The sequence below is a fragment of the Bradyrhizobium elkanii WSM2783 genome, from assembly GCF_000472865.1.
In the GTDB taxonomy this organism is placed as follows: Bacteria; Pseudomonadota; Alphaproteobacteria; order Rhizobiales; family Xanthobacteraceae; genus Bradyrhizobium; species Bradyrhizobium elkanii_A.
The window spans coordinates 395,034-420,914 of record NZ_AXAP01000002.1 but is presented as its reverse complement, the minus strand read 5'-3'; the positions used below and the strand labels follow the sequence as shown (position 1 = coordinate 420,914).

At 62.9% G+C, this 25,881-nt stretch carries 25 protein-coding genes; 12 read left to right on the top strand and 13 right to left on the bottom strand.

Annotated elements, in window-relative coordinates; genetic code table 11:
* The first annotated feature begins 62 nt into the window (after positions 1–62).
* Positions 63–1,559 carry a porin gene (locus tag YY7_RS50675; protein WP_051396501.1) on the top strand — a complete coding sequence of 499 codons (1,497 nt, stop codon included), beginning with the start codon at positions 63–65 and terminating at the stop codon, positions 1,557–1,559.
* Between the two features lie 10 nt (positions 1,560–1,569).
* Here YY7_RS50675 and YY7_RS0103950 read toward each other — a convergent pair whose 3' ends face one another.
* The 5 genes from YY7_RS0103950 to YY7_RS0103930 form a co-directional block, all read right to left on the bottom strand.
* A complete protein-coding gene (locus YY7_RS0103950; protein WP_028162085.1) occupies positions 1,570–2,325 on the bottom strand; it encodes a FadR/GntR family transcriptional regulator in 756 nt (251 codons plus the stop codon).
* The gene (locus tag YY7_RS0103945; protein ID WP_080663575.1) at positions 2,325–3,965 is read right to left on the bottom strand and encodes an acyl-CoA synthetase; all 1,641 of its coding nucleotides are present in this window, start codon (positions 3,963–3,965) and stop codon (positions 2,325–2,327) included. The genes YY7_RS0103950 and YY7_RS0103945 overlap by 1 nt, the downstream gene beginning before the upstream one ends.
* A 65-nt stretch (positions 3,966–4,030) precedes the next feature.
* Complete coding sequence (locus YY7_RS0103940) at positions 4,031–5,224, bottom strand: acyl-CoA dehydrogenase family protein (RefSeq protein WP_245287185.1); 1,194 nt, start codon at positions 5,222–5,224, stop codon at positions 4,031–4,033.
* A 2-nt stretch (positions 5,225–5,226) separates the two neighbouring features.
* Positions 5,227–6,321: a phosphotransferase family protein gene (locus YY7_RS50670; protein WP_051396500.1), complete on the bottom strand. Its 1,095-nt coding sequence runs from the start codon at positions 6,319–6,321 to the stop codon at positions 5,227–5,229.
* A gap of 243 nt (positions 6,322–6,564) precedes the next feature.
* Complete coding sequence (locus YY7_RS0103930) at positions 6,565–7,545, bottom strand: GlxA family transcriptional regulator (protein ID WP_245287184.1); 981 nt, start codon at positions 7,543–7,545, stop codon at positions 6,565–6,567.
* 111 nt (positions 7,546–7,656) lie between these two features.
* Between YY7_RS0103930 and YY7_RS0103925 the strand changes: the two genes are divergently transcribed.
* Both YY7_RS0103925 and YY7_RS0103920 read left to right on the top strand, forming a co-directional pair.
* Positions 7,657–7,986, top strand: coding sequence for a DUF3817 domain-containing protein (locus YY7_RS0103925; protein WP_245287183.1), 330 nt, complete (start codon positions 7,657–7,659; stop codon positions 7,984–7,986).
* A gap of 32 nt (positions 7,987–8,018) precedes the next feature.
* A complete protein-coding gene (locus tag YY7_RS0103920) occupies positions 8,019–8,396 on the top strand; it encodes a CopD family protein (RefSeq protein WP_196237218.1) in 378 nt (125 codons plus the stop codon).
* Here the strand turns inward: YY7_RS0103920 and YY7_RS0103915 are convergent.
* A complete protein-coding gene (locus tag YY7_RS0103915) occupies positions 8,386–9,720 on the bottom strand; it encodes a nucleotide disphospho-sugar-binding domain-containing protein (RefSeq protein WP_028162079.1) in 1,335 nt (444 codons plus the stop codon). The two genes, YY7_RS0103920 and YY7_RS0103915, sit on opposite strands and share 11 nt — an antisense overlap.
* A gap of 288 nt (positions 9,721–10,008) precedes the next feature.
* On the opposite strand from YY7_RS0103915, the gene YY7_RS0103910 reads away from it, so the two are divergent.
* Positions 10,009–11,247, top strand: coding sequence for a multidrug effflux MFS transporter (locus YY7_RS0103910; protein WP_028162078.1), 1,239 nt, complete (start codon positions 10,009–10,011; stop codon positions 11,245–11,247).
* A gap of 193 nt (positions 11,248–11,440) precedes the next feature.
* Here YY7_RS0103910 and YY7_RS0103905 read toward each other — a convergent pair whose 3' ends face one another.
* The gene (locus YY7_RS0103905) at positions 11,441–12,556 is read right to left on the bottom strand and encodes a branched-chain amino acid ABC transporter substrate-binding protein (protein ID WP_028162077.1); all 1,116 of its coding nucleotides are present in this window, start codon (positions 12,554–12,556) and stop codon (positions 11,441–11,443) included.
* 272 nt (positions 12,557–12,828) lie between these two features.
* Between YY7_RS0103905 and YY7_RS61760 the strand changes: the two genes are divergently transcribed.
* Positions 12,829–13,071 carry a DUF1127 domain-containing protein gene (locus YY7_RS61760; RefSeq protein ID WP_028162076.1) on the top strand — a complete coding sequence of 81 codons (243 nt, stop codon included), beginning with the start codon at positions 12,829–12,831 and terminating at the stop codon, positions 13,069–13,071.
* A 108-nt stretch (positions 13,072–13,179) separates the two neighbouring features.
* Positions 13,180–13,416, top strand: a complete 237-nt coding sequence (locus tag YY7_RS0103895; protein WP_028162075.1) for a hypothetical protein — start codon at positions 13,180–13,182, stop codon at positions 13,414–13,416.
* A gap of 5 nt (positions 13,417–13,421) precedes the next feature.
* Here the strand turns inward: YY7_RS0103895 and YY7_RS56365 are convergent, their stop codons facing one another.
* Positions 13,422–14,399, bottom strand: a complete 978-nt coding sequence (locus YY7_RS56365) for a helix-turn-helix transcriptional regulator (protein ID WP_051396499.1) — start codon at positions 14,397–14,399, stop codon at positions 13,422–13,424.
* Between the two features lie 349 nt (positions 14,400–14,748).
* Here YY7_RS56365 and YY7_RS0103885 point away from each other — a divergent pair, with 349 nt between their 5' ends.
* The 3 genes from YY7_RS0103885 to YY7_RS57765 all read left to right on the top strand — a co-directional run bounded on the left by YY7_RS0103885 (position 14,749) and on the right by YY7_RS57765 (position 17,973).
* Positions 14,749–15,558 carry an outer membrane protein gene (locus tag YY7_RS0103885; protein WP_028162074.1) on the top strand — a complete coding sequence of 270 codons (810 nt, stop codon included), beginning with the start codon at positions 14,749–14,751 and terminating at the stop codon, positions 15,556–15,558.
* A 142-nt stretch (positions 15,559–15,700) separates the two neighbouring features.
* Positions 15,701–16,918: a GGDEF domain-containing protein gene (locus YY7_RS0103880; RefSeq protein WP_155255022.1), complete on the top strand. Its 1,218-nt coding sequence runs from the start codon at positions 15,701–15,703 to the stop codon at positions 16,916–16,918.
* A 106-nt stretch (positions 16,919–17,024) separates the two neighbouring features.
* Positions 17,025–17,973 (top strand): IS630 family transposase gene (locus YY7_RS57765; protein ID WP_155255021.1). Its coding sequence is split into 2 segments (ribosomal slippage): positions 17,025–17,360 and positions 17,362–17,973, totalling 948 coding nucleotides; the frame shifts between segments, so codons are not numbered across the junction.
* Positions 17,974–17,979: 6 nt separating this feature from the next.
* Here YY7_RS57765 and YY7_RS0103865 read toward each other — a convergent pair.
* Entirely contained in the window at positions 17,980–18,777 is a 798-nt protein-coding gene (locus tag YY7_RS0103865; RefSeq protein WP_028162070.1) for a MetQ/NlpA family ABC transporter substrate-binding protein, read from the bottom strand.
* Between the two features lie 62 nt (positions 18,778–18,839).
* Here YY7_RS0103865 and YY7_RS64335 point away from each other — a divergent pair, with 62 nt between their 5' ends.
* Both YY7_RS64335 and YY7_RS0103855 read left to right on the top strand, forming a co-directional pair.
* A complete protein-coding gene (locus tag YY7_RS64335; protein WP_283806987.1) occupies positions 18,840–18,974 on the top strand; it encodes a hypothetical protein in 135 nt (44 codons plus the stop codon).
* Between the two features lie 40 nt (positions 18,975–19,014).
* Positions 19,015–20,418 carry an LLM class flavin-dependent oxidoreductase gene (locus YY7_RS0103855; protein WP_028162069.1) on the top strand — a complete coding sequence of 468 codons (1,404 nt, stop codon included), beginning with the start codon at positions 19,015–19,017 and terminating at the stop codon, positions 20,416–20,418.
* Positions 20,419–20,556: 138 nt separating this feature from the next.
* Here YY7_RS0103855 and YY7_RS0103850 read toward each other — a convergent pair whose 3' ends face one another.
* Positions 20,557–21,333: a MetQ/NlpA family ABC transporter substrate-binding protein gene (locus YY7_RS0103850; protein WP_028162068.1), complete on the bottom strand. Its 777-nt coding sequence runs from the start codon at positions 21,331–21,333 to the stop codon at positions 20,557–20,559.
* A gap of 432 nt (positions 21,334–21,765) precedes the next feature.
* Between YY7_RS0103850 and YY7_RS0103845 the strand changes: the two genes are divergently transcribed.
* Entirely contained in the window at positions 21,766–22,698 is a 933-nt protein-coding gene (locus YY7_RS0103845) for an aliphatic sulfonate ABC transporter substrate-binding protein (protein WP_196237217.1), read from the top strand.
* Between the two features lie 16 nt (positions 22,699–22,714).
* Here YY7_RS0103845 and YY7_RS0103840 read toward each other — a convergent pair whose 3' ends face one another.
* The 3 genes from YY7_RS0103840 to YY7_RS0103830 all read right to left on the bottom strand — a co-directional run bounded on the left by YY7_RS0103840 (position 22,715) and on the right by YY7_RS0103830 (position 25,757).
* Complete coding sequence (locus YY7_RS0103840) at positions 22,715–23,380, bottom strand: methionine ABC transporter permease (protein WP_028162066.1); 666 nt, start codon at positions 23,378–23,380, stop codon at positions 22,715–22,717.
* Positions 23,370–24,491 carry a methionine ABC transporter ATP-binding protein gene (locus tag YY7_RS0103835; RefSeq protein ID WP_028162065.1) on the bottom strand — a complete coding sequence of 374 codons (1,122 nt, stop codon included), beginning with the start codon at positions 24,489–24,491 and terminating at the stop codon, positions 23,370–23,372. Before YY7_RS0103835 ends, YY7_RS0103840 begins: the two co-directional genes overlap by 11 nt.
* A gap of 171 nt (positions 24,492–24,662) precedes the next feature.
* Positions 24,663–25,757: an LLM class flavin-dependent oxidoreductase gene (locus YY7_RS0103830; RefSeq protein ID WP_028162064.1), complete on the bottom strand. Its 1,095-nt coding sequence runs from the start codon at positions 25,755–25,757 to the stop codon at positions 24,663–24,665.
* Positions 25,758–25,881 lie beyond the last annotated feature (124 nt).

Below are 25,881 nucleotides of genomic sequence, written 5' to 3'. Positions count from 1 at the left end.
GATCGGCCAGCAAGCCAAGCTTGGCTAGGCGCCGTGGGGCCGGTCGCCGGGGGAGCTTTTCGGTGCCAAAGCTCGGGATTTGCGCGGCAGTCCTTCTTGCGATTGTCGGCGGATCGGAGACAAGGGCAGCCGACGTCGCGCCGACCAAGGCGCCGCCGGCAGCGTCCACGACGCCGCGCCCCTGCACCGACCCGTCGGACTTCGTCACGACCAACTGCCAGCTCACCTGGGAAGGCATCACGGTCTTCGGCATCATCGACACCGGCTTCGGCTGGCAAAGCCACGGTGCCTCGTTTGATCCGCGATCTGCAGTCGCAGCGTCCTACCTGGTCCAGAAACAGAACCGCTTGGCGACATGGACGCTCGCACCCAATGCCTTGAGCAATTCGACCATTGGCATCAAGGGAACCAGGCCAATCGGCGAGGACTTTTCTTTCGTCTTTGACCTCGATGCCGGCTTCGACCCCTATTCGCTGCGATTCTCGAATGGACCCGGAGCTATCGCCGCGAATGCCGGCCTGCCGCAAAACCTGCAAACCGCCTATTCGGATTCAAGCCGAGCGGGTCAGTGGTACAACGGTCAGGGTTACGTCGGCGTCAGCTCCCCCACCTATGGCACGCTGACGGTTTTCCGACAGAACTCGCTGACGCTGGACGCCGTGTTCGATTACGATCCGTTCGGCGCCTCCTACGGTTTCTCGGCGATCGGCTTTCAGGGAATCACCTGCGGCGGCGGCAACACCGAAAATTGCAGACACTCGACGTCGGTGAAGTACCGGTACAACTTCAACCATTTCCGGGCGGCGGCGCTGTGGCAGTTCGGCGGCTATGACGAGAACAATGCGTCCAGTGGCGCCTATCAATTCCAGCTCGGCGGCGACATTCCGATCCGCGGCAACGACGTGCTCTCGGTCGATGCGATCTACAGCCACGTCAAGGATTCCGTGTCGCTCGCGCTTGCACCGGGAGCCAACAACGCGTTCGGGACGCCGATCGCCCCGTTCCTGCCGCAGACGCTGACGGCGACGATCTCCGACAACACCGCCGCGATGTTCGTGGCGAGATACACGACCAAGTCGCTGAAGCTGTACGCCGGTTACGAATACATCCGATACGAGCCGCCGAGCAATCCGCAGGCCGCCTTCACCGACATCGCCGGAAACTTCCTTTGCCAGGGCTGCGACGCCTTCAACGGCACGAACATCAATAATGCGGCGTTCGGCGTGAACGGGCTCGGCAACAAGACCTTTCAGGTCATGTGGGCCGGCATGAAATACTCCGTGAACGACGATCTGGATGTGATCGCCGCCTATTATCACTACATCCAGAATTCCTTCTTCGGCACCGCCGCCGGAGGCGCCTCCTTCTGCTCCTCCAGCGCGCACGCGCAATGCGCCGGCACGTTCGACGCAATCTCTGCCGCGGTCGATTGGAGATTTGCGCCGAAGTGGGATACCTATTTCGGCGTGATGTTCACGCAGGTCAATGGCGGATTGGCGTCCGGCTTTTTCCAGCACAGCAACGTCGCGCCCACCGCCGGATTGCGCTTCCGCTTTTGAGACGGCGGATCTACGCTGACCGTTGCGACCAGCCTACCGGCGCCTCGATATCGAAATTGGCAAGCTCATAGCCGCGCCGGAAATCGACGATGTGCTTGTCCATCCAGGACCGCGCCTCGGCGGGATTACGCATCGAGAGCGCCTGCAGGATCTTCTCATGGGCGAAGACCAGGCGTTCGCCGGCATTCAGGCGGGAGAACACCCGCAAGAAAGCCGGATAGAATAGCTGGCTCATCGGCTCGCGGCTGAGCTGCAGGGCACGATTGCGCGAGGCTCGCGCGATGATCTGATGAAACTCGATGTCGAGCGCAACGAGGCTCTGCTTGTCCTCGAGCGCGGCCTTGGTGTTCTCGACATTGGCGCGCAGCGCGGCCAGCAGGTCCTCGTCGATCCGCATCGCGGCGCATTCCGCCAGCACCGGCTCGAAACAGCGCATGCTTTCCCAGAGTTCGAAGAAGCTGATCTCCTGCAGTACGATCGCGGCCGTTACCTTCTGCGAAATGTCGGCCTCGCGCGGCGCGGTGACATAGAGCAATTTGCCGCCGTCGTGACGGCGGACGATGCCGTTCTGCTCCAGCACCCGGATCGCTTCCCGGACCGTCGAGCGGTGGACACCAAAGCTTGCCGCCAGCGCGATCTCCGCCGGCACCCGGTCGCCGACCGCCCACTCGCCCGACATGATCTTGGCCTCGATGCTGCGCACCACCAGCCGGTAGACCGGCTCGTTGCGCTCCTGGGCGTTGTTGCTGAGATCCGCTACAGACATCAGGCGACGCCTCGCACGAACTCGCGGTCGCGCAATTCGCGGCGACGGATCTTGCCGGTGATCGTCATCGGAAGCTCGGCGATGTACGCGATCGCGCGCGGATATTTGTAAGGCGCGGTGACCGACTTGACGTGGTCCTGCAGTTCGCGCGTCAGCTCCGGCGACGGCGCATGGCCTTGCCGCAGCACGACGAACGCCTTCACGATCTCCCCACGCTCGGCATCGGGGCTGCCGACCACCGCACACATCTGCACCGCCGGATGCTCGGCCAGCGCGTTCTCGACCTCGATCGGACCGATGCGGTATCCGGCTGAATTGATGACATCGTCCGAGCGCCCGCGATACCAGAGATAGCCATCGGCATCCTTCTCCGCGCGATCGCTGGTCAGAAACCAGCGTCCGTCCGGACCATCGACAAAGCAGGCCGCGGTGCGCTCCGCATCCTTCCAGTAGCCGAGCATCAATTGCGGGTGTGGCACTTTCAGCGCGAGGTCGCCCTCCTGCCCCGGCGGCAAGCGGTTGCCCTTGGCGTCGATCACATCAAGGTCGGAGCCCGGCGATGGGCGCCCCATCGAGCCGTAACGGACCGGCTCGGTTGGATAGTTCAGCGCGACCATCAGGGCTTCGGTCTGCCCATAGGCTTCATCGATGCGGATGCCGGTCGCCGCCTCCCAGCGCTCGGCGACGACGGGGTTCATGGCTTCGCCCGCAGTGACGACGCGGCGCAGCCGGCCGAGATCATCGCGCGCGCGGACTTCGCCGACGACGCGCGACAACTCCGTGCCGGGCGCGCAGTAGACGGTGACCTGGTGCTTGCGCAGGAGTTCGAGCCGGTCCTTCGGCACGAACGGGCCGTCGAAGAAGAACGAGCAGGCGCCGCAGCTCAGCGGCCCGAAGATGATGCTCGTACCCGCCTTGCTCCAGCCGGTATCTGCCGTGCACCAGATCACCTCGCCGGGACGCAGATCGAGCCAGTAGATCGCGGAGACCCGCCACGCATAGATCGCGCGCGCCGCATGGACGACGGCCTTCGGATGGCCGGTCGAGCCTGACGTATAATACATGATCGCGGGATCTTCGGCCCGGACGATCGCCGGCTCGATCGTCTCGGAAGCGCGCGCCACTTCGCTGTTCCAATCGAGCCAGCCTGAGGTCTGGCCGAGCGCGATCCGCACCGGGATCAGCTCCTCCACGGATGCGAATTTGCCGGTCTGCTCGGGACGGCAGATCGCCGCCTTGGCCTCGGCATTGGCGACGCGATATTCGATATCGCGCGCCGTCAGCATCTCGATGCACGGGATCGGCACCGCGCCGATCTTCATCGCCGCAATCAGCGCGACGAACCATTCGGATAGCCGCGGCAGCATGATGATGACGCGGTCGCCCTTTGCGACGCCGTTCGCCCGCAACACATTCGCGAGCCGGTTCGATAGCAATGACAGATCGGAATAGCTGTAGCGTCGCGTCTCGCCTGCGGCATTCTCCCAGATCAGCGCCGGCCCATCCTGCTCGCGGGCGCGCCGGTCGATGATGTCAGTGCCGAAATTGAAGGTCTCCGGCACCTGCCAGCGGAAATTGGCGCACAGGCTTTCATAGCCTTCGACCGCAGGCTCTTTGGGCGGTGACCAGACATCTCGCATCATTTCCTCCTGCTCGCGCGTTTTGGGCTTGTTGTTCTGCTTCTGCGGCGGGCTCTTACCGCCGCCTATCTCGCGCCGTGAGTCACGATCCGCCGTCCGATCGCCCAGCGGTGCACTTCGGACGGGCCGTCATAGATGCGGAAGGCGCGGACGTCGCGATAGAACCGCTCCACCACCGTGTCGCGGGTGGTGCCGAGCCCGCCGAGGATCTGCAGCGAACGGTCGGCGACGCGCGCGATCGCTTCCGAGCAGATCACCTTGGCCATCGAGCTCTCGGTCGAGGCCCGCTCGCCTTTGTCGAGCAGCCAGGCCGTATGCCAGATCGTCAGTTGCGCCTGGTGGATATCCATCGCGTTGTCCGCCAGCATGAAGGAGACGCCCTCGTGCTCGCCGAGCGGCTTGCCGAACGCCGTGCGACGCCGCGCGTACTCGGTCGCGATTTCCTGGGCGCGGATCGCTGCGCCGAGCCAGCGCATGCAGTGCGTGAGCCGCGCCGGCGCGAGGCGAACCTGGGCGTGACGAAAGCCCTGTCCGATCTCGCCGAGCACGGCGTCGGACGGCACGCGAAGTCCATTGAAGCGGACCACCGCATGCCCGCCGACAAAGCTGGAATCGATAGTGTCGAGCGTGCGCTCGATCGTGATAGCGGGATCGGACATGTCGGCGAGGAACATGGTCGCAGCCCCCTCCATTCCCGCGCCGCTCGTCTTCGCCATGATGATCGCAAAGGCCGCGCCTTCGGCGCCGGTGATCAGCCATTTCTCGCCGTCGATGACCCAGTCATTGCCATCGCGCCGCGCCGTGGTCTGCAACTGGCCGGGATCGGAGCCTGCGCCGGGAGCGGGCTCCGTCATGCAGAAGCAGGAGCGGATATCTCCGGTCGCGAGCGGCTTCAAATAGCGCTCGCGCTGATCCGGCCGCGCCACGACATCGAGGAGATGGATGTTGCCCTCATCAGGCGCGGCGCAATGCAGCGCCACGGGACCGAGCATGGAATAGCCGGCGGCGGTGAACACGGCGGAGCGGCCGATATGCGACAGATGCTGGCCGCCATATTCCGCCGGCGCATGCGGTGCGAATACGCCGGTCTTGCGCGCGAGCGCGTTGAGCTCGCGCCGTAGCTCATCGGTCGGCCCATGGGAGGTCCAGCGCTTGTCCTTCTCGAACGGGACGACCGTGTCCTTGACGAAGGCTTTCACGCGATCGGCCAGTTCGGACACGCGCGGCGGCAGCGAAAAGTTCATGTCGAGTTGATGCATCGTCAGTTTCCTCGCTCAGTTCCGGTCGCGGCGTCGCGCGCGACCAGAAGAATGTCTTCGCCAAGACGGGCGAAGTCGGCATAGCGACTGTCGTTCACCGCGCCGTTGACCCATTGCCGGTGCAGTTGCAGGAATACGATCCCGAGCTTGAACAGCGCGAGCACGCGCATCGCCGGCAGGTCATCGATATCCAGTCCGGTCAGATCGGCATAGCGCCGCGCGACCTCGGCACGCCGCCAGAATCCAGCATGGGTCGTCGGCATCTGCTGCAGGCGCTGCAACGCCGGCGGATCATCCGGCTGCGCCCAGTAGCTCAAGAGCGTCGCCAGATCGAACAGCGGATCGCCTCGCGTGCCCATGTCCCAATCGACCAGCGCGACCGGCGAAAGCGTCTGCGGATTCAGGATCAGATTGTCGAGCTTGAAATCGCAGTGCAGCAGCGTCGGCGTCCGCTCACGGAATGTCTGCCGGGACAGCCACTGCGAAATGTCCTGCAGCAGACCTCGCAACGCGCCGTCCTCGGCAACCAGCGCCCCGCGTTTCGACCAGCCGGCAATCGCGCGGGCGATGAACCCCTCGGGGCGGCCAAGATCCTCGAGTCCGACCGCGCGCGCATCGACCCCGTGCAACGCGGCCAATGTTGCAACCATCATCTCCGAGAGAACCCCGGGTGCATCGTCGCGCCCTTGCAGCGGCGGCGACAGATCCGCGCCGCGGATGACGAGCCCTGCGCGATACTCAATGAGTTGGAAGGGAACGCCGATGACGCCGCGGTCGCCGCAATAATGCAGCCCCCTCGCGATGAACGGCAGCGCGTCGGCAAGGCGCGACAGGATGCGATGCTCGCGCGCCATGTCGTGGGCGCCCGGCGGCAGATCGCCGTCGGGCGGACGGCGCAGGACCGCCGGCGCGCCGTTGACGTTCAGGAGATAGTTGCGATTGGCGAGGCCACCGGCGAACTGCCGGATCGGCCGCGCCAGATCGACATTCATGCCGTGGGCTTCCAGATAGCGCGCAAGGCGATCCCAATCCGCCGGCGCGGTTTCCGCGGCCGACAGCAGTCCCGGATTTCCTGATAGCGACGGATCAGCAATCACGCGCGCCTCGACCTCCCTGTTCCGAATATCAAGGTTGGAGCCCTCGCCTCCCGCCGCTTCGACGGGCCGGGAGCCATTATTGTCGGACCAAAAATTAGCGCCAGGACAGCCGAACTTGCAACTGGCATTAGCAAAATCGACACTCCGCGTCAGGCCATCTCATAAACTTTTGTGATTTATCGATATTTTTCGATACGGCTTCTGAGAGCCAGATCCACCGGAACGCATATGTCGGACAATAAATTAGTGCTCCCGGGCACCGAAGCGATGACGGTAGGCGGTCGGGCTGATGCCGGCGACTTTCCGGAAGCGCGATCGGAAGGTAACCGCGGATTCGAATCCGACCGAGCTTGCAATCTGATCGACCGAAGCCACGCTGGTTTCGAGCAGTTCCTGCGCCCGGCGAATGCGCATCTTGAGCAGCCATTGCAGCGGCGTCGTTCCGGTCTGCTCCTGGAAGCGTCGCGCCAGTGTCCTCGGACTCATGCGCGCCCGGTCGGCCAGCGACCGAACCGTGAGCGTGCGGTCGAGATTGGCGCTCATCCAGTCGAGCAGCGAGGCCAGGCTGGCGGCGGATTTCGGCGGTTCGTGCCTGATGAACTGGGACTGGCCGCCGTCCCTGACCAGGGGAGCAACGGCGAGCCGCGCCGCGTCGGCCGCAACCGCCTGACCGTAATCGCGTCGTAGCAGATGCAGGCACATGTCCACTCCCGCTGAGGCTCCGGCGGAGGTGATCAGGCGCCCCTCGTCGACGAACAGCACGTTTGGATCGACCTGGATGCGCGGATAGCGCCGTGCGAACTCGTCTGCGCAGATCCAGTGCGTCGTGGCCCGGCGTCCATCCAGGAGGCCAGTTGCCGCCAGAACGAAGGCTCCCGAACAGATCGACGCCAGTCTGGCGCCGCGCTCCCAGGCAGATTGAAGCGCCCCAAGCACGGCCGGGGAGACCGGAGCGGTCGGATCTTCCACTCCCGGCACCAGGACCGTATCGGCCGACGCGAGCTCCTCAAGGCCCCACTCTGTTTGTAACGTGAAATTCCTCGACCGAACTTCGGTCGCTTCGCTGCACACGCGGACACTATAGCTGGCGACGCCCGCCGCTCCACTCGCGCGCCCGAACACCTCGCACGGGACCGACAGGTCGAACGGCACGAACCCGTCCATCGCGAGAACTGAAACTTTATGCATGACCACCTCGGAGCGAGCATTTTCCAGGGCGAACATAGCCGAAACGCGGTTTGGCAGGAAATGATCGCAGGTTGTCATTTCGGTCACTCACCGAATGCGCGAGGCATTGTCTATGCATGCCGCCGGTCTTGAAGCGGGAAGGTGCGCGTGTCCGACGATTACGAATCGACACAGTTGCGGTGGCTTGGAATGCTGTCGGTCCTCGAGGCGACAACGCTGGTCCTGCTTGTCGCAGTCGCCGTGCCACTGAAGCATATCGCCGGCTGGAACGTCGCCGTCCATGTCATGGGGCCGGTCCACGGCCTTGCGTTTCTCGGCTATTGCTGGGCTGCGATCCAGGCGATCGCGGAAGGCGGCTGGAGCCGATCGGAGGCGGTGCGGCTGTTCGCGGTCGCGTTCATCCCGTTCGCGGGCTTTGCCAATGCGCGGCTCATTGCACGAAAGTCCGCGGCCTTGCGCACCGGTGTGGTCCAGTGAGCCTTGCTACGCTTTACCCATGGCTGAAGGCGTTGCATGTCGTCAGCGCCTTCTTTTTTGTAGCCGGTACCGTCACCACGTCGATGGTGCTGGCAGCGGAGCGCGCGAATCCGGGATCGGTCGAGCCCGTTGCGGGTTTTCTGGCCAAATCGGAACGCTGGCTGACCACGCCGGCCATGCTGCTGGTCTGGGCTTTCGGCTTGACGTTGGCGGTCACGGCCGGGTGGTTCTCAAGCACCTGGCTGCAAATCAAGTTTGCCTTTGTCGTTGTGCTCTCGGCCGTACATGGAATCCAGTCAGGCCAGCTCCGGCGCCTTGTCAGGAATAAGGCGCTAAAACCCCGGACAACGCTGCCCTTGATCCTCGTCTGCGTGATGGCGGTGCTCGTGCTGGTCGTGGTCAAGCCTTAGCCGCGCCCGCCTTGGGGCGCAGGCCATCCTGAGAGTGGAGCGAGATCTGCTGCCGAAGCAGCCAGCGGATCTCCGAAGGGGTATCGATCTCGCGAATGTCCTCCGCCAGCGACGCTGCGCGCTGGCGATATCTCGGATCATCCAGCACCGAGCGTACAGCGGGACGCAATTGCTCTGCGGTGGGTGCGTTGGTCGCCAGATTGACGCCGACCCCGGACCAGGCGACGCGGACGCCGACATCGCCGCGGTCGGCTGCCGTTCCCGCTGCGACGATGGGAACGCCGTAACTCAAGGCTTGATTGACACTGCCGTAACCGCCGTTCGTCACGAATGCATCGGCTTTCGACAACGCCCACTCAAACGGAAGATACTGGGCGACCCGCACATTTTGAGGCAAGCGGCCACCGAGCGCGTCGATCGGACGCCCGCCGGTCGTCACCATGACGAGAACATCCCGCTCGTTCGCCAGCGCCTCCAGCGTCGGCAGGGTCAGCTCGCTGAAATCGTTGTTGGTCAACGTGCCCTGGGTCACAAGGACGACCTTGCGTGAACCGTCCAACTCGTAGGCCCACGACGGCACTGGCGCCTGGTTCGGCGTAATCGGCAGCGGGCCGACGAAGTGCACCGAACTTGGCAGCCGGCGGCGCGGCAGTTCGAACCGCGGCACCGTGAGCTGCAGATAGATATCGGGCAGCTCCACCATCGCGTCATAAAGATTCAAACGCAGCGGCCTGCTCCCGATCTGGGCCAGGTACTCGTTCACGCATCGTCCGGCCGGGCCAAAGACGGATTGTTCGTAGGTTTGAAAGAGCGAGGCATACTCCCTTAGTTGCTGGTCGTTGCGCGCGGGCCGAATGCCTGCATCGTTCGGGGCGCCGTCGTCTCGACGTGACAGGAGGTAGGTGGTTCCAAGCAGGGCCACGGACGGCCGCTGCGCACGAGGACCAAGCAGCATCGGCAACACACCCAGCATGAGATGATCGCCGATGATGATGTCGGGAGGAAACTCCTGCATGACGATTTTGATGCTCTCGTACTGAGCCAGCATGAAATTGGCGAAACCCTGCTCCAGGATCAGCCGCAACTGCTGTGCGCCCGGCGCCGCTGTCATGATTTCCGGAAACAGTTTGGCGGCGTCTCGCGTATCGATGTCGGCCGCCGGCACGAAACTGCGGAATTGAGCGCCGATCTTTTCGACACGGTCTCGCAGATAGCTCGATGTCAGGCCCATGACCTTCCAGCCGTCGGCGATCAATATCCGCCCGACTCCTAATACTGGATGGAGATGTCCCATCATCGGGGACGAGACGAGAAGCGCCTTCATGCACGGTCTCCGTTGAGCTGAGCAGTTGAGCCGCGGTCATTGACGGCTCGTCGGCTGCGACGGGCCAAGCACGGCGTCTCATTATTGTTCGGTCGCTGTTACGGCAAAGTCACCGGAATGGACGAACGCGCTACAGCCGCAACAATCGGTCGAATCAGCTTCGCGTTACGGAAGTAACAGAGCGCGTGCGGACTGAAATCAACGCGCAATATTGCGCTGACAGTGTTGGGCGAGGTCCTTCGATCCGGCGCTCAGTTGACTGACAGAACTTCGACAAGCTCAATCCAAATGACGGCGCTTCCAGGCAAGACGGACTCGCTCGCGTTCACGTGCCTGCTCGGTTTGATGGCCACCCTTCCGGGCTTCGGCACCGACATGGCACTGCCGGCCCTCGCGGACACAGCCACGTCTCTTGCAGTTCCGGTACATAGTGCCGGCCTGACGATCAGCAGTTACATGATCAGCTTCGGCCTTGCGCCGCTGCTGTTCGGGCCGCTGTCGGATCGATACGGTCGCAAACCGATGGTCACGCTTGGCACCATCATCTTCATCATGGCATCGGTCGGATGCGCGCTGGCACCATCGCTGCCGGTGTTGATTGCATGCCGCGTCATCCAGGGCATCGGCGCGGCGGCCATGACCCTTGCCATCGCGATCGCCCGTGACGCGTTCGACGATACTGTCGTGCGCCAAAAACTGTCGAATATCGTGATGGCGATCTACGTCTCCCCGATCGCCGCGCCGATGGCCGGAGCGGCTTTGCTCGACCTTGCGGGCTGGCGCGCGATCTATGCAAGTCTTGCAGCGCTCGGAATTGTCTTGCTGGTAGGCCAGCGCTTTGGCCCCGACTATGACCTGAAGCCGCGATCGGCGACCCGCTTGAGCCTTCTGGCGCTTATCGGAGATTATCGCTGCGTCCTGTCGCATCCGACCTGCCGCGCATATCTCTTTGCCGCCGCGGCATCCTTCGGAGTTCTCGCCGCCTATGCGACCGGATCGGCCCTTTTCCTTGTCCAGGTCGCCGGGATGAGCTCAAGTCAATATGGAATCATATTCGGCCTGACTGCATTCGCCGGAATGGCTGGAGCGTTCGTCGACGGCCGGCTCAACGCGCGCGGAGTTCCATCGCATTATTCGTTGTCGATCGGATTTGCCATCCAGGTTCTTACATCGTCGATCCTGCTGGCCATGACGCTGCTGAGCTGGACGCCGACCACCGTCGTCATCCTGCTATTCGTCACGCTCACATTCAGCGGAGGGATCGCGGCGCCGGGCCTCATGCAGGGAGCGCTGCAAGCGCTGCCGGACATGGCGGGCACCGTCAGCGCCGCAACCAACAGTCTTGTGATGATATCAGGCTCATTGACCAGCGCGCTCACGGCCGTTCTCTTCGACGGCCGGACTGCACTGTCGATGGCCGGCGTGATGGAATTCTGCGCTCTCGTTGCGCTGCTATTCTTGGGAATGGCAGTCGGGCGAGCCAGGCAACAGGCCGTGATACACATACCGCCGTCGTCCCGGGCTTGACGCGGGACGCATAACCACAGGCCTTTGTTGTTGTGCTCCGCGGCAACCCACTTGCTTGCGCCACAACCACTCCCTGTGGTTATGGGTCCCTGCTTTCGCAGGGACGACGGCGCGGCTGAGGTCTGCGCCTTATACCACCAACATAGGCCAACGAGCGAACCTCGCTCGTTGGCCCTGGACATCACGCTATCTCTCACAGCGCCTTGTCGACCTGGGCGTAGCCGCCCTTGCCGTCCCACTTATAGACGACATAATCGATGGCCTTGATGTCACCCTTTGCATCGAACGCCAACTTGCCGATCACAGTGTCCCATTCGCCGGCCTTTATGGTATCGACCACCTTCTTCGGGTCGGTCGTACCGGCCTTCGCCACCGCCTGCGACCACACCTGGAACGCCGCATAGGTGTAGAGCGTGTAACCCTCGGGATCGATGTTCTTGGCCTTGAACTTCTCGACGATGGCCTTTGCGGTCGGCTTTTCGCGAGGATCGGGACCGAAGGTGAACAATGTGCCCTCCGCAATAGGCCCGGTGATCGAGGCGAACTCGCGGTCGTTGATCGCATCGCCCGCCATCAGCACCGTCTTGAGCCCTTGATCGCGCATCTGGCGCAGGATCAGGCCCGCTTCCTGATGATAGCCGCCGACATAGACCAGATCGATGTTCTCGCGCTTGAGCCGAGACACGATGGAATTGAAATCCTTGTCGCCCTTGTTGAAGGATTCGAACATCTTCTCGGTGACGCCGGCCTTGTTGAGCGCCTTCTTGGTTTCGTCGGCAAGTCCCTTGCCGTAGGTGGTCTTGTCGTTGAGGATCGCGATGTTCTTGCCGGCGAAGTTCTTGGCGATATAGCCGGCGGCAACCAGACCCTGCTGGTCGTCGCGGCCGCAGACCCTCAGCACGTTCCACAGCTTGCGCTCGGTAAGCAGCGGATTGGTCGAGCCCGGCGAAATCTGCAGCACGTTGCCGTCCGCATAGGCTTCCGAGGCCGGGATCGACGACGAAGAACAATAGTGGCCGGCGACGAACGGAATTCTCGCGCTGGCGATCTTCTCGGCGATCGAGCGCGCCTGCTTCGGATCGCAGGCATCGTCGTTGACATCAAGCACCAGCTTCCTGTTGAGGAGACCGCCGGCGGCATTGATATCGGCCACCGCCTGCTCGGCGCCGTTCTGGAACTGGCGGCCGAACGCGGCTTCGCCGCCAGTGATCGAAGAGGCAACCGCCACCCTGATGTCCTGGGCCAGCGCTGCAGAGGACAGCACAAGTGACACACCTAGTGTTAGACCGAAGAGCTTGACCACTTTCATACGAAAGTCCTTGGGGTTGTTTTAGAGAGACGGCGACTGCGCCGGTCCCTTCATAGCATGGCCGGCTGACATCGGCGCGATGTCAGCGTATTTTTTTACCAATGGTGCTGGCTCCATCGAGGGCGAGGTGGCGTGAGCTCTGTTATGCGTTATCGCCAGGAAGGCGGCCGCGGCCCCGCGTTACGGCCGTAGCCGTATTTTCCCGCGCCGGAATGTTCCGGAAACATGGCCGCGCCAGAGTCTCGGCGACTGATATTTGCCGGGAGATATCGATGTCGCACATCGACCAACTGTTCTACACCCGCCCATATCCGAAACAGACCCGACAGGCGCCGAACGCTCCGCGATGGTATGTCTCGATTAGCGCGATGGTGATGTTCCTGCTGTCGAAGATGAGGGAAGAACTGGCGATACGCCAGGCCATGGCAGAGCTGCGGGATCTCGACGACCGAATGCTGCGCGACGTCGGATTATCCCGCTACGATATCGCATCCATCCGCAGGCGCGAAACCTAGCCCGTTACACAGCGCGCAAGGACCTCGATCGCTGATGATCAACGGCGCGCGCCGCGCGCCCGTCGAATTCGCGCGCCGACACGGTTTGCAGTTCGATAGGACAGCATCATGAAGCACGAAACTGTGTTGCAGACATCGGCTGCGACCTCGGGCCTGGTCAGAAGGTTGGTTCGAGCCCAGGGTGATCCGGCGAAGCAACGTATACGCGCATGGCTTGGCAATATCTGTGACGAGAAACTCTTGAACTTCGGACTCTCGGTGGCCGACATCGCGCTCTTGCGGGCGCGTTGCCCTGAGAACTCTGATGCATCGGGTCGCAAATTGGAGGCCCGACGAATCGCGTGAGAGCTTCAGCGAGACGAATCGCGCCGGCACTCTGTCGGCGTGACTCCGAAACGGCGGCGGAACCGCTGGTTGAAGTAGGAGACCTCGCCGAAGCCGCATGCGAGCGCGATCTCGCTGATCTTGAGACGATCTCCCTGCTCGCTCGTAAGCATCTGCCGCGCCTGCTGCAGGCGACGCTCCAGCAGACGCTCCGTGAAGCTCCGGCCCGTCTCGTGCAAGAGATCCTGCACATATCTGGTCGAGAGACCGAGATGGCGGGCAACGTTCGCTGCCGAGAAACCGGCACTCATGAAGCTTCGATCGATCTCGGCAATAATGTCGTGAATGCGCGATGCCCGCAGGCCACGCGTCGTGGCAATCTGCGCGGCATCACCGCGCGCGCCGAGCACCAGCGCGATCAGGTCGAGAAGAGTGGTGCGAATATGCGCGTCGAGCTGCGGATCGTGGGGCGCACGCGACAGCTTCACGACGCTTTCGATATAGCGCCGCAAGTGCGCAACAGCCGGCTGCTGCGGATCGAGCGGCCGCGCCAACAGGTCGTCCGCCTGGCTGACCAGCGCAGTCAGTTGGTCCCGGCTGACCGTCAACGTCGTCCAGGCAAAGGGCGTATCGGACGCCATGTCCGTCGGCACGCCATTTGTCCCGAGAAATACGCCGCCGGAAGGGAGAGTCGCTTCGCGATTTGACTGATCCACCCGCAGCGTGCCGGTTCCGCGGTGGAAGACAAGGCAGAAATCGTCATCGGGGCCGCGAGAAATGGCGCTTCTCGATCGCTTCACCCTGCCGAAGGCGCCCCCGAATCGGGTGACGTGAATGTCCTGAAAGCCGGACCAGCGAAGGAACCCGGAAAACGGTCGATCCTCGAACCTCGTGATGTCGACACAACAGGTGAGCGCCTCCACCTTCTCATACCAGAGAGAAAACCTTCGATCGTCTTCAAGCGTGGGATCGAGATTGTCGGAGTGGAAGCTTGTTTGATGCATTGTTCTTGAAATTGCACTTACACAACCATGTTACCGGCGCCGCTCCGTGCGAGCCATGAGTGACTCTGCCGCAGCGCGCCGCGAATCGCTGATGCCGCTTCGGGTTGTTGCACAACAGCCACATGGACGAACGGTTTAGCGGGAGCGCGCTCGGGCTAAAATCCGGTGCGGGCGAGAACAAGACCATCGGTGCAACCCCTGCCATGTTGCGACACGGCTGCTGCGAGGAACTGCGTCGAGCTCACCCCCTGCGAGGTCGCGACGCGCTCGCCCAGCCTTCACATGTCGCCGTTCCATGACGGCGATGCATTGGAAAACCCGTTCTCCAGGGAAATTTAGGGGCGTGGTAATGAAGACGTTTCTACTCGGCACTGTCTTTGGTCTTGGCCTGGCGGCGGGCCCGACCTTTGCCGCCGATCTGTCCTATCCGGTCAAGGCGCCGCCCATCGCGGCCGTCCCAGTGTTCTCCTGGACCGGCTTCTATATCGGCGCCAATGTCGGCTTTGGCGGCGACAAGTTCAACTATCCGTTCCAGGCATTCCAGCGGCAGCTTCAGGCGGAAGCGCCTGCGCTCGAATCGAGCATCGCCGGCAATCTCAACCTGAACTCGAGCGGTTTCTTCGGCGGTGGCCAGATCGGCTACAATTATCAGTTCGCCAACAATGTGGTCGCCGGCATCGAAGCCGATTTCGAATGGTCGGGTATCGAGGGCAAGCTCGCGGGCGCCGCGCTCTTCACCGCTCCGGGCGTTGTCGGCAACGCAAGCTTCGACATCGGATCCGAGATCGAATGGTTCGGCACCGTTCGCGGTCGCCTCGGCTACACCTGGGACAGGGTCCTTCTCTACGCGACCGGCGGCGCGGCTTACGGCAAGGTCAAATCGCACGCCAGCTTCAACGCCAATGGACTTGTCGGTCCGCTGCCGGCCGTGATCTCGGCGGGCGACACGCAATGGGGCTGGACCGCGGGCGCCGGTCTCGAATACGCCCTCGCGCCGAACTGGTCCTTCAAGACCGAATATCTCTACGTCGACCTTGGCAGCCACACCGTGTTCAACAGCGCCGTCGATGACGTCGCCAACGGCTTCTTCTCGAGCGCCAGCATGGACGTCAGCACCAAGCTTCACACGGTCAAGGCCGGCGTCAATTACAGGTTCTGAGCGAATCCACGATCTTCAATGACCTTAGGGCTGCGGCATCGCCGCAGCCCTCGCCGTTTCCGGCTCTGCTCAACCGCCACCGAATCGATCGAATTGTAGTGAATTCGCTCCCGTTCCTTTAAGGTCGGGCGGATAGCTGGTCGTGCTGGGGAAAGGTCCGGAGTTGTGGTCCTTGTTCGATATGTTCACCGTCGGGCTGTTGGCCGAGGCCGCATGCGCGATTGGCTGCTTGATCGTTGTGATCACATGGGTGCGGGATCGCTCCACTAAGTCCTATTCCTGGTGGATCCTCGGGTTCCTGCTGTCCTTTCTTGGCGTCATTCTTGCGGCACAGCGCCAGACGCTGCCCCAGCTCTCGGCGTTCGGCGTTCCCGGCTTTTTCGCCCTGTTTGGCGCGGGCGCGCTCTGGTGCGGTGTGCGTGTTTTCGACCAACGACCGCTACCTGTATTGGCCTTGCTGCCGCCGCTGATATGGGCAGTGGGCCTGCCGTTCGCGTATCCGAGCTACGCGCTTCGCCAGATCGATTACAATCTCGCGATCGGCACGATGACGCTGCTGATCGGCCTCGATCTCTGGCGTTCATCGTCCCGGGAACTTTCGCCGCGGCTCTGCATCGCGCTGATCTGCCTGTTTGAGACGGTGGTCAGTTACAGCCAGGCCATTGCCATCTTCGTCATGCGCGACGAAATCGGCGCGGGCCCGCTCCGGGGGTGGCTCACCTTTGCGCCGTTCCAATCCGCCGTCGCGATGGTGGCGATCGTCGTCCTCGGCATTCTGATGATCGGCGAGCGTTCCGAACGCCGGCTCCGCGATCTCGCAATGAACGATCAGTTGACCGGCGTCCTCAATCGACGCGGCTTCTTCGAGACCTGCGCAGCCCGGCTTGCCAAACTATCCGGCAAGTCGTGCGAGATCGCGATTGCCCTCTTTGACATCGACTACTTCAAGGCCATCAACGACAAGCATGGCCATCCTGCCGGAGACGAGGTCATCGCCGAGTTCGCCAGGCGCGCCGCGCGCGCGATCCGCCAGGGCGACGTCTTCGGCAGGATCGGCGGGGAAGAGTTCGCGCTGCTGCTGCCGAACACCACGATCAACGATGCAAGGCTCGTCGTCGATCGAGTTCGCGCCACGTTCAGCGATGCGCCGATCCTTCATGACAACATTCAAATCATGGCCACCGCGAGCGCGGGGATATCGATCACCGACGCTCGAGACATCGTCCTGGATCGGCTGATGTCGGCAGCCGATTCCGCCCTGTACGCGGCGAAGAAGGCGGGACGCAATCGGACCAGCATCCTGCACCCGGTGACGCCGACCGATCGCGACGCTGCGCCGATCGTCCGCAGCTCGTCCTGACTTGCCTGGAGCCTAGAGCGGTTCACGGATTTATTGAATCGGAAGGGATTCCGGATCTGGGGCGAATATGATTCAAGATGCTGGCTGGGCTGGAGGCCAGCATCCGATGGTGCGACCAATTTCCAATGATCTGCGCAAGCGTGCGGTAGCGGCTGTTGCGAAGGGTGAGAGCTGCCGCTCGGTGGCAGTGCGGTTTGGGGTTGCGGTGTCGTCAGTGGTGAAGTGGTCGCAACGTTATCGAGCGACCGGCTCGGTGGCGCCCGGCAAGATGGGCGGTCATCGCAAGCCCGTCCTCGAGCCGCATCGCGCCTTCATCAAGGAACGGATCAGCCAGACGCCGCATTTGACGCTTCACGCCCTCAAGGACGAACTCGCCGCGCGCGGGGTCAAGGTCTCCCACAATGCCGTTTGGCTGTTTCTACGCCGCGAAGGGCTGAGGTTCAAAAAAAACGCTGCTCGCTCTCGAGCGAGCCCGCTCCGACATCGCGCGTAGACGCCAGCGCTGGCGTTCATGGCAGGCCAAGCTCGATCCCCGACGCCTGGTCTTTATCGACGAGACCTGGATCAAGACCAACATGGCCCCACTGCGCGGATGGGGGCCAAAAGGCCAGCGGGTGCGGAGTTTCACGCCACACGGTCATTGGAAGACGTTGACATTCCTTGGCGCCTTGCGCTGCGACCGCCTCACTGCACCTTGCCTGTTCGACGGCCCAATCAACGGAGAATGCTTCCGCGCCTATGTTCAGCAGGTTCTCGTCCCGCAGCTTCAGCCCGGCGATATCGTCATCATGGACAATCTCGGCAGCCACAAGTCTGCTGCCCTGCGCAGCTTGATTAAAGCCGCCGGCGCAAGGCTCTGGTACCTGCCGCCATATTCCCCCGACCTCAATCCGATCGAACAGACCTTCGCCAAGATCAAGCACTGGATGCGCTCCGCCCAGAAGCGCACCATCGACGACATTTGCCGCCATATCGGCGACCTCGTTACAACCATCCACCCCAACGAATGCAGCAACTACTTCGGAAACGCCGGATACGCTTCTATCAAAACGTGAAACGCTCTAGCCGTCGAACCCCGCCGGGATGAAGGCCGGCAGCTTCTCCTCGATGAACTGCTTCACCTGCGGCGAATTGAAGACCTGGATGAACGCCTTCAGGCGCGGATCGTCCTTCTTGTCGGCACGTGCGGTGAAGCGCAGGACCAGGCCGTCATCGAGGGTGCGGTCGATGATCAGCGCCGATTTCGGATCGCCGCCGGCCGAGATCAGATAGGTGACGTTGACGAGCGCCAGCGTGACGTCATCGAGCGAACGGTAGGTCTGCGCGGGATCGAGCTCGACGACCTTCAAATTCTTGGGATTTTCGATGATGTCGAACTTGCTCACCGAAAAACCCTTGCCCGGCGTCAGCTTGATCAGGCCGGCGCGTTCGAGCAGGATCAATCCGCGCGCCCCGTTCAAGGGCTCGTTGGGAATCGCGACGCTGTCGCCGGACTTGATCTCGTCGAGGCTCTTGATCTTCTTTGAGAACAATCCGACCGGCGCAATCACGCCCACCTTGTCGACCTGAACGAGATTGAAGCCGCGCTGCTTGTTCTGCAGCGCCAGGTAAGTCCCGTGCTGGAACAGGTTCGCATCGACATCGCCGCTGTTGACCACTTCGTTCAGCGCCACCCAGTCGCTGAGCTCGACAATCCTGACGTCCTGCCCCTTCTCCTTGGCGAGCTTGGCCGCATAGCCAGCCAACTGCCCGACCGGGCCGGCACTGGTCGCGATCTTCAGCGGCTCGTCGGCAACCGCGGCTGTGGTGAGGGCAAGCAACAGGCCGGCGGCCTGCGCCATACGCATGAACGTCTTCATCTTGTCAGGTCCATCTCTTCTCGAAGGATCGTATGAGGCGGCCTCGCGAGCGCCGTTGACGAATGATGCTTGCCGGTCTCTGCGCTGTCGAGGCGTCGGAGAAAATAGCGATGCGCGTGCTGCGGCTTTGGCCTGACGCGGCGGTAATCTTTCATCCGCCGCGGCAAATTGAAAACAACGTCGTCCGGCTGGCGTGATAGTTTCCGCGAAACACGAACCCGTTGCGGAGAACGGCTGATGACGAGACCGCGAGAACTTCGCTTCAACGCGTTCAACATGACCGCGCCGAGCCACAACTGGGCCGGCCTGTGGTCGCATCCGCGCGATGCGTCGATCGACTACAACACGCTTGATTACTGGGTCGACTATGCCAGGACCGCGGAGCGGGGCCTGCTCGACGGCATCTTCCTTGCCGACGTATTCGGCGTCTACGACGTCTATGGCGGCAATCCGGATGCGGCGATCAGCCATGCCGTCCAACTGCCCAACGCCGAGCCGACGCTGCTGGTCTCCGCGATGGCGCTGGTCACCAAGCATCTCGGCTTCGGCATCACGTCGAACCTGACATTCGAGCATCCCTATCAGTTCGCGCGCCGCTTCTCGACGCTCGATCATCTCACCAAAGGACGGATCGGCTGGAACATCGTGACCGGCTATCTCGAAAGTGGCGCGCGCGGGATGGGCCTGCCCACCGCCCGCGCCCATGACGAACGCTACGACGCGGCGGAGGATTTTCTCGCCGCCGTCTACAAGCTCTGGGAAGGCAGTTGGGAGGATGACGCCGTCCGCCGCGACCGCGGCACGCGCCTGTTCGCCGATCCGGCGAAGGTCCATCGTGTCAGGCACGAAGGCTCGCATTATCGCGTCGACGGCATCCATCTCGCCGAACCGTCGCCGCAGCGCACGCCATTGTTGTATCAGGCGGGAACGTCACGGCGCGGCCGCGCCTTCGCCGCGAGGCATGCGGAAGCGATCTTCCTCAACGGCCAGACCAGGCCGATCCTCGCGCGAGCCGTCCGCGAGATCAGGGAAGCCGCAAAGGAATTCGGGCGCGATCCCTATGACATCAGGCTGTTTGCCGGCGCCACCGTTATCGTCGCGCCGACTCGCGCCGAAGCCAACGATCTGCTCGCGGACTATGCCCGCCATGTCGACCAAGCCGGGCAGCTCGCGCTGCTCTCGGGATGGACCGGCATCGACTTCTCGACCTACCGTCCCGAAGAGGCCGTGCAATACGTCGAGAGCAATGCGATCCAGTCGATGGTCGAGAATTTTACGCTGCGCAGCGAGCGGCCGGTGAAGATCGGCGACCTTGCCAGCTTGAGCCACCTCGGCGCACGCTCACCCTTCGTGGTGGGCTCGCCGCAGGACGTGGCCGACGAACTGATCGCCTGGGCGGAAGAGACCGACGTGGACGGATTCAACCTGTTCCGTCTTGTCGTGCCGGAATCGCTGAACGCGTTCGTCGATCTGGTGGTGCCCGAACTGCAATCCCGCGGCGTCTACAAGACCGCCTATCGCGACGGCACCTTACGGGAGAAGCTGTTTCCGGGACGCGGACCGCGCCTGCATGCGACCCATCCGGGCGCGGGATTTCGCCGCCTGCCGACCGATGCCGTTCGATCCAACGCCGCCGAATAGTGTATTAGCCGTTCGGCAGCGCGAAGCGAACAAACGCCGCGTAGGTGGGCAAAGGCGCTCTTTGCGCCGTGCCCACCATCAAGCACTCCGCTCGCAATGGTGGGCACGCTTCGCTTTGCCCGCCCTACGTCAGGTCTATCACCACGTCGCGATATAGGTCCCCTTGAAGCGCTTATCGAGGAACTCCTTCACCTGTTGCGAGTGATAGGCGTCGACGAGTTGCTTGACCCAGGGCTTGTCCTTATCTTCCTCGCGTACAGCGATGATGTTGACCCACGGGCCATCTTTCGACTCATGCGCGATCGCGTCGGTCGCGGGATTGAGGCCGGCCTGCACCGCGTAATTGTTGTTGATCGAGACGAGGTCGACATCCTGCAGCGAGCGCGGGAGCTGTGCCGCGTCGAGCTCGACGAAGCGCAATTTCTTCGGATTTTCGGTGATGTCGGCAATCGTCGAGGCGACGTTGTTCGAGTCCTTCAGCTTGATCACGCCGTGGAGGGCGAGGATCATCAGTCCACGCGCGCCGTTCGAGGGATCGTTGGCGATCGCCACCCGCGCGCCCTCCGGCAGATCCGACAGCTTCTTGTATTTCAGCGAGTAGACGCCCTGCGGCGAAGCGATGCTGGTGGCGACCTTCACGATCTTCCAGCCGGTCTTGGAGATCTGGTTCTTCAGATAGGGCTCATGCTGGAACGAGTTCGCTTCCAGATCCTTCAGCGCCAGCGCCTGGTTGGGAATGACGTAATCAGTGAATTCGACAACCTTGATGTCAAGGCCACGCTCGGCGGCCACCTTCTTCACCACCTCGAGGATCTCGGCGTGCGGCCCGGCGGTCACGCCAACCCGGATGGTTTCGGCCCGTGCGGCGCCGGCAAACAATGCGGCTGCCGCAACGATCGCGGTAAAGATTCGCATAAAGCTCTCCAAAGATCACACAAACGTAACTCGGCTGGCACTAGCGCCGATCATTGGTGGCTTCAACCGCCTGCGCGACAAAACGACGAAACGGCTGCGATCATTCAACGTGGGGCACAAAACATTTGCTCTACATGGTGCAGCGCGATGCTTCTGTTCTCCGCAGCCGATCGGTCCTCCGTACGAACGGATGATGCAGCACGGTGACAGCATGTCACGCGAAACGTAATTCTCTTAATTGTCTGCCGCGGAGAATTTTGCACCACATCGGACGACTTCTCCGGAATTGCCACCGGCACGCGATTGATCGCAAATGAGGTTCCGGAATTCATCCGCATTATTTTGGAAGCCACAGATATGTTGTTCTCGCCTCGCCCGCGTTCGCAAGTTCCAGCCGCCTCCCGGATCAAACCCATCACGCGCCGGCTCGCCATGAGCGCGCTTGGCGTGCTGGCGATGATCTCGCTGGCGCGGCCTGCGATCTCGGAGGAAATCCGGATCGGTTACCAGAAATCCTCGACGCTCACCGCGATCCTCAAGACCAATGGTGAATTGGAGAAGGCGCTCGCGCCGCTCGGCATCACTGTGTCCTGGCACGAATTCACCAGCGGATTGCCGCTGCTCGAGGCCATCAATGTCGGCATCGTCGATTTCGGCGCCGATGTCGCAGACACCGTGCCGATCTTTGCGCAGGCCGCCGGCGCCAAGCTCGCCTATGTCGCCGAGGAAGCCGCATCGCCGTCGGCGCAGGCGATTTTGGTGCCGAAGGACTCGCCCGTGAAATCTGTGGCCGATCTCAAGGGCAAGAAGGTCGCGGTGACAAAAGGCGCCGGCAGCCATTTCCTGTTGCTTGCAGCGCTCGCCAAGTCCGGCCTCACCTTCAAGGACATCACGCCCGCCTATCTGACACCGGCCGACGGCCGCGCAGCATTCGTCAGCAATAATGTCGACGCCTGGGTGGCCTGGGATCCCTTCCTCACCAGTGCCAGCCGCCAGTCCGGCGCGCGGATCCTTTCCGACGGCAGCAACGGACTCGCAAGCTACAAGCGTTACTATGTCGCCTCGGCTGCCTTTGCCGATCGCCGCGGCGACGCGCTCAACGTGATCTTCAACAAGCTTGCCGAGACCGGGAAGTGGGTGAAGGCCAACCCCAAGGATGCCGCAACCATTCTCGCCGGCCTCTGGGGCATCGACGCCGCGGCAGTGGAAGAAGCCAACAGCCATCGCTCCTACAAGGTCGGCGCAGTCACCGTTCCCGGACTATCAGAGCAGCAGCGCATCGCCGATGCGTTCGTCGCCGAAGGGTTGATCCCGAGAAAGGTCGATACGTCAGACGTCAAGATCTGGGCGCCGAAAGGATCCTGACGGCGCCCGTGAGGGCTCAACGATGGCGCAGCCGGCGGTTGACCCGGCGCGCCAGATAATCGCCGGCGGTCTGCACGGTCTGCACCAGCGCGATCAGGACCACCACCACGGCCAGCATCATGCCCGGCATGAAGCGCTGATAGCCGTAGCGGATGCCGAGATCGCCCAATCCGCCACCGCCGACTGCGCCGACCATGGCCGAATAGCCGAGCAGGCTGACCACCGCGAGCGTCAGCGACAGCACGAGCCCTGGCAGCGCCTCGGGGATCAGGACCTTGAGCACGACCTGCAGCGGGGTGGCGCCGAACGACGAGGCGGTTTCGATCAGGCCGGCATCGACCTCGCGGATCGCGCCCTCGACAAGGCGCGCGATGAACGGCGTCGAGGCGATGGTGAGCGGCACGATCGCCGCTCCCGAGCCGATCGAGGTTCCTGCGACAAGGCGCGTGAACGGGATGATCGCGACGACCAGGATGATGAAGGGCGTGGAACGCGTCGCGTTGACGATGACGCCAAGGATCGCATTCGCAGCCGGCGCGGCAAACAATTCGCCCTTGCGGCTGGTCGCGAGGAACACGCCGATCGGCAGGCCGAACAACGTGCCGAGCGAGGCGGAGACCGCGACCATGAACAGGCTTTCGCCGGTCGCCTGGATGATGAGATTGATGAGTTCAGGCGACATAGCCGAGGCGCTCCGCGGAAAACCGATGTTGGACAAGGAAAGACAGCACGCGCGCAACCACGGCCTCATCGCCGGGTACGCCAAGCGTCAATGACCCGACCTGCTGGCCACCGATCTCGTCGATCCGCGCCGACAACAGCGCCGCGTCGATCGCAAGCTCGCGCGACAGCCGCGCCACCAGCCGGTCGCCGCCATCGCCGCGGACGAGCACGCGGATCACGGCCTGGCCGCCCGCCGTCGGCTGCTGCTGCAGCCGGCTGGACAAGGAGACCGGAACCGCGTCGCCGAGGACCTCGGAGAGAAAGCTCTGGGTAATCGCATGTTGCGGATGGGTGAAGATGTCGGCGACATGACCGCGCTCGACGATGTGCCCGGCATCGAGCACGATCACCTCCTTGGCAAGCTGCCGTACGACCGACATCTCATGGGTGATCAGGATGATGGTCACGCCGAGCTCGCGGTTGATATTGGCGAGCAGGTCGAGAATCGAGCGCGTCGTCTGCGGATCGAGCGCCGAGGTCGCCTCATCAGACAGCAGTACGCTCGGCCGCGTCGCCAGCGCACGCGCAATGCCGATCCGTTGCTTCTGGCCGCCGGAGAGCTCCGACGGATAACGATTGCGCTTGTCGGCGATATCGACGAGGTCGAGCAGCTCGGAGACGCGCGCGGCGATCTCGGCTTTCGACCAGCCGGCGATTTCAAGCGGCAAGGCGATATTGTCCGCCGCCGTCCGCGACGACAGCAGGTTGAAGTGCTGGAAGATCATGCCGATCGAGCGTTGGGCCAGCCGCAGCTCGCGACCGGAAAGCGCCGAGATGTCGCTGCCATCGACGATGACGCGGCCAGTCGTCGGTTTCTCCAGCCCGTTGATCAGCCGGACCAGGCTCGACTTGCCGGCGCCGGAGCGGCCGATCACGCCGGTGATGGCGCCGCGGGGAATTGCGAAGTCGATGTCCTGCAGCGCCGTGACGCTCGGCTTACCGCGATAGGCGGGGTAGGTTTTCGAGACGGCCTCGAACCGCACCATCGCCTCCTTGGAGACGACATCGGGGGCGACGGGCGGAAATGCCTCCGGCGGTCGTGAGGCCGCGAGAGATTGATGCACATTCATTGCTGAAATCCGGTCTTTCGGCTGCGCGCTGCACTGCAAAATTACGCGCGCGGATGCCGCTGGCAATTCCAGATATCAGCAGAGACGTAGGCTAAGCTTTCGTCGTTCGCCTCGGTAAGAGAAATTCCTTCCGCCAGACTGTGTGCTGGTTTTTTGGGCACCGGCCGATCGCTAGCGTGAACCTGCCAACAATGCAGTTCCGTCGGCCGCCGCCGCGGACTGCGCCTGCCGCACGCGCGGGATGACCTCCCTGGCAAAACGCTCCATCTCCGCCTCGAACGGCTGGAACTGCAGCATGAACAGCTCGATGCCTGCTGTGTGGAATGCAAGGATGCGCGAGGCCACCTCGTCATAGCTGCCGACAAGGCCGGCCGCCGTGCCGCCATTGCTGCCGACCCGCGCGGACTTCTGCATCGTCTGCATCATCACGACCTTCGGATCGGTGTTCTGCTTCTGGATCGCCCGCATCGGCGCATCCTTGGCGGCGAGGTCCAGGAGCCGCCGGTACGCCGTCTGCGCCTCTTCGTTGGTCTGCCGCGCGACCACAAACGCCGAAAGGCCGAAGCGCAACGGCGCCGAGACCCGCGGCCGCGCCGCGACATCGGCAATCAGCGCCGCGACATCCGCCAGCGGCTGGCCGTTGATGAACCAGACGTCGCCGTGATCGGCGACCAGCGCCCGCGCCGGCTCGGATTCGCCGCCGACATAGATCAGCGGCCGTTGCCGGTAGAGGTCGGCGGGCCGGAGCGCATAGTCGCGCACGTCGAAATGCTCGCCCTTGTAGGTCAGGCGTTCGCCCTGCATCAGGCGCGACACCACACTGATCCATTCGCGGCCATAGGCATAGCGCGCGTCATGCTCGGCAAAGCCGATGCCCGCCTTCTCGAGTTCGGGCTTATTCCAGGCATTGACGAGATTGATCGCGAAGCGACCGCGACTGATGTTCTCGATACCGAGCGCCATCTTCGCCAGCACCACCGGATGATAGAGATACGGCTTGATGGCGGCGATGATCTCGATCCGGCTCGTCAGCGCCGCAAGCGCCGCCGCCGCGCTCCACGCCTCCAGCTGATCGAGATCCTCCTGATGCGGATTGATGGTGTGTTGCGCGACCAGCGTGGAATCATAACCGAGCCGTTCCGCCGCAAGCACCAGATCGCGGTTGCGCTCCCACGACGCATCATAGGGTTCTTCCGGATCCTGATGCGCGGCACGCGGTCCATGAACCAATGCCCAGATGCCGAAACGAAGCGGTCGTGCCGTCATTTGTGATTTCTCTCGAATTGCGCGCATCATGCCGTGGTGGAAGCGCGGCTGTTTTCGCCAAAGCGCGAAGCGAGATCAAGCGCAGCCGCGGTGAAAGATATTCTTTGCCGTCTTGCGCGCGCAA

What these genes read in the sequence shown, in the direction of transcription:
- YY7_RS0103950 (WP_028162085.1), bottom strand. Translation starts at nt 2,325, where the DNA reads ATGTCTGTAGCGGATCTCAGCAACAACGCCCAGGAGCGCAACGAGCCG.
- YY7_RS0103945 (WP_080663575.1), bottom strand. Translation starts at nt 3,965, where the DNA reads ATGCGAGATGTCTGGTCACCGCCCAAAGAGCCTGCGGTCGAAGGCTAT.
- YY7_RS0103940 (WP_245287185.1), bottom strand. Translation starts at nt 5,224, where the DNA reads ATGCATCAACTCGACATGAACTTTTCGCTGCCGCCGCGCGTGTCCGAA.
- YY7_RS0103930 (WP_245287184.1), bottom strand. Translation starts at nt 7,545, where the DNA reads ATGTTCGCCCTGGAAAATGCTCGCTCCGAGGTGGTCATGCATAAAGTT.
- YY7_RS0103915 (WP_028162079.1), bottom strand. Translation starts at nt 9,720, where the DNA reads ATGAAGGCGCTTCTCGTCTCGTCCCCGATGATGGGACATCTCCATCCA.
- YY7_RS0103910 (WP_028162078.1), top strand. Translation starts at nt 10,009, where the DNA reads ATGACGGCGCTTCCAGGCAAGACGGACTCGCTCGCGTTCACGTGCCTG.
- YY7_RS0103905 (WP_028162077.1), bottom strand. Translation starts at nt 12,556, where the DNA reads ATGAAAGTGGTCAAGCTCTTCGGTCTAACACTAGGTGTGTCACTTGTG.
- YY7_RS61760 (WP_028162076.1), top strand. Translation starts at nt 12,829, where the DNA reads ATGTCGCACATCGACCAACTGTTCTACACCCGCCCATATCCGAAACAG.
- YY7_RS0103895 (WP_028162075.1), top strand. Translation starts at nt 13,180, where the DNA reads ATGAAGCACGAAACTGTGTTGCAGACATCGGCTGCGACCTCGGGCCTG.
- YY7_RS56365 (WP_051396499.1), bottom strand. Translation starts at nt 14,399, where the DNA reads ATGCATCAAACAAGCTTCCACTCCGACAATCTCGATCCCACGCTTGAA.
- YY7_RS0103885 (WP_028162074.1), top strand. Translation starts at nt 14,749, where the DNA reads ATGAAGACGTTTCTACTCGGCACTGTCTTTGGTCTTGGCCTGGCGGCG.
- YY7_RS0103865 (WP_028162070.1), bottom strand. Translation starts at nt 18,777, where the DNA reads ATGAAGACGTTCATGCGTATGGCGCAGGCCGCCGGCCTGTTGCTTGCC.
- YY7_RS64335 (WP_283806987.1), top strand. Translation starts at nt 18,840, where the DNA reads ATGATGCTTGCCGGTCTCTGCGCTGTCGAGGCGTCGGAGAAAATAGCG.
- YY7_RS0103855 (WP_028162069.1), top strand. Translation starts at nt 19,015, where the DNA reads ATGACGAGACCGCGAGAACTTCGCTTCAACGCGTTCAACATGACCGCG.
- YY7_RS0103850 (WP_028162068.1), bottom strand. Translation starts at nt 21,333, where the DNA reads ATGCGAATCTTTACCGCGATCGTTGCGGCAGCCGCATTGTTTGCCGGC.
- YY7_RS0103845 (WP_196237217.1), top strand. Translation starts at nt 21,766, where the DNA reads ATGAGCGCGCTTGGCGTGCTGGCGATGATCTCGCTGGCGCGGCCTGCG.
- YY7_RS0103840 (WP_028162066.1), bottom strand. Translation starts at nt 23,380, where the DNA reads ATGTCGCCTGAACTCATCAATCTCATCATCCAGGCGACCGGCGAAAGC.
- YY7_RS0103835 (WP_028162065.1), bottom strand. Translation starts at nt 24,491, where the DNA reads ATGAATGTGCATCAATCTCTCGCGGCCTCACGACCGCCGGAGGCATTT.
- YY7_RS0103830 (WP_028162064.1), bottom strand. Translation starts at nt 25,757, where the DNA reads ATGACGGCACGACCGCTTCGTTTCGGCATCTGGGCATTGGTTCATGGA.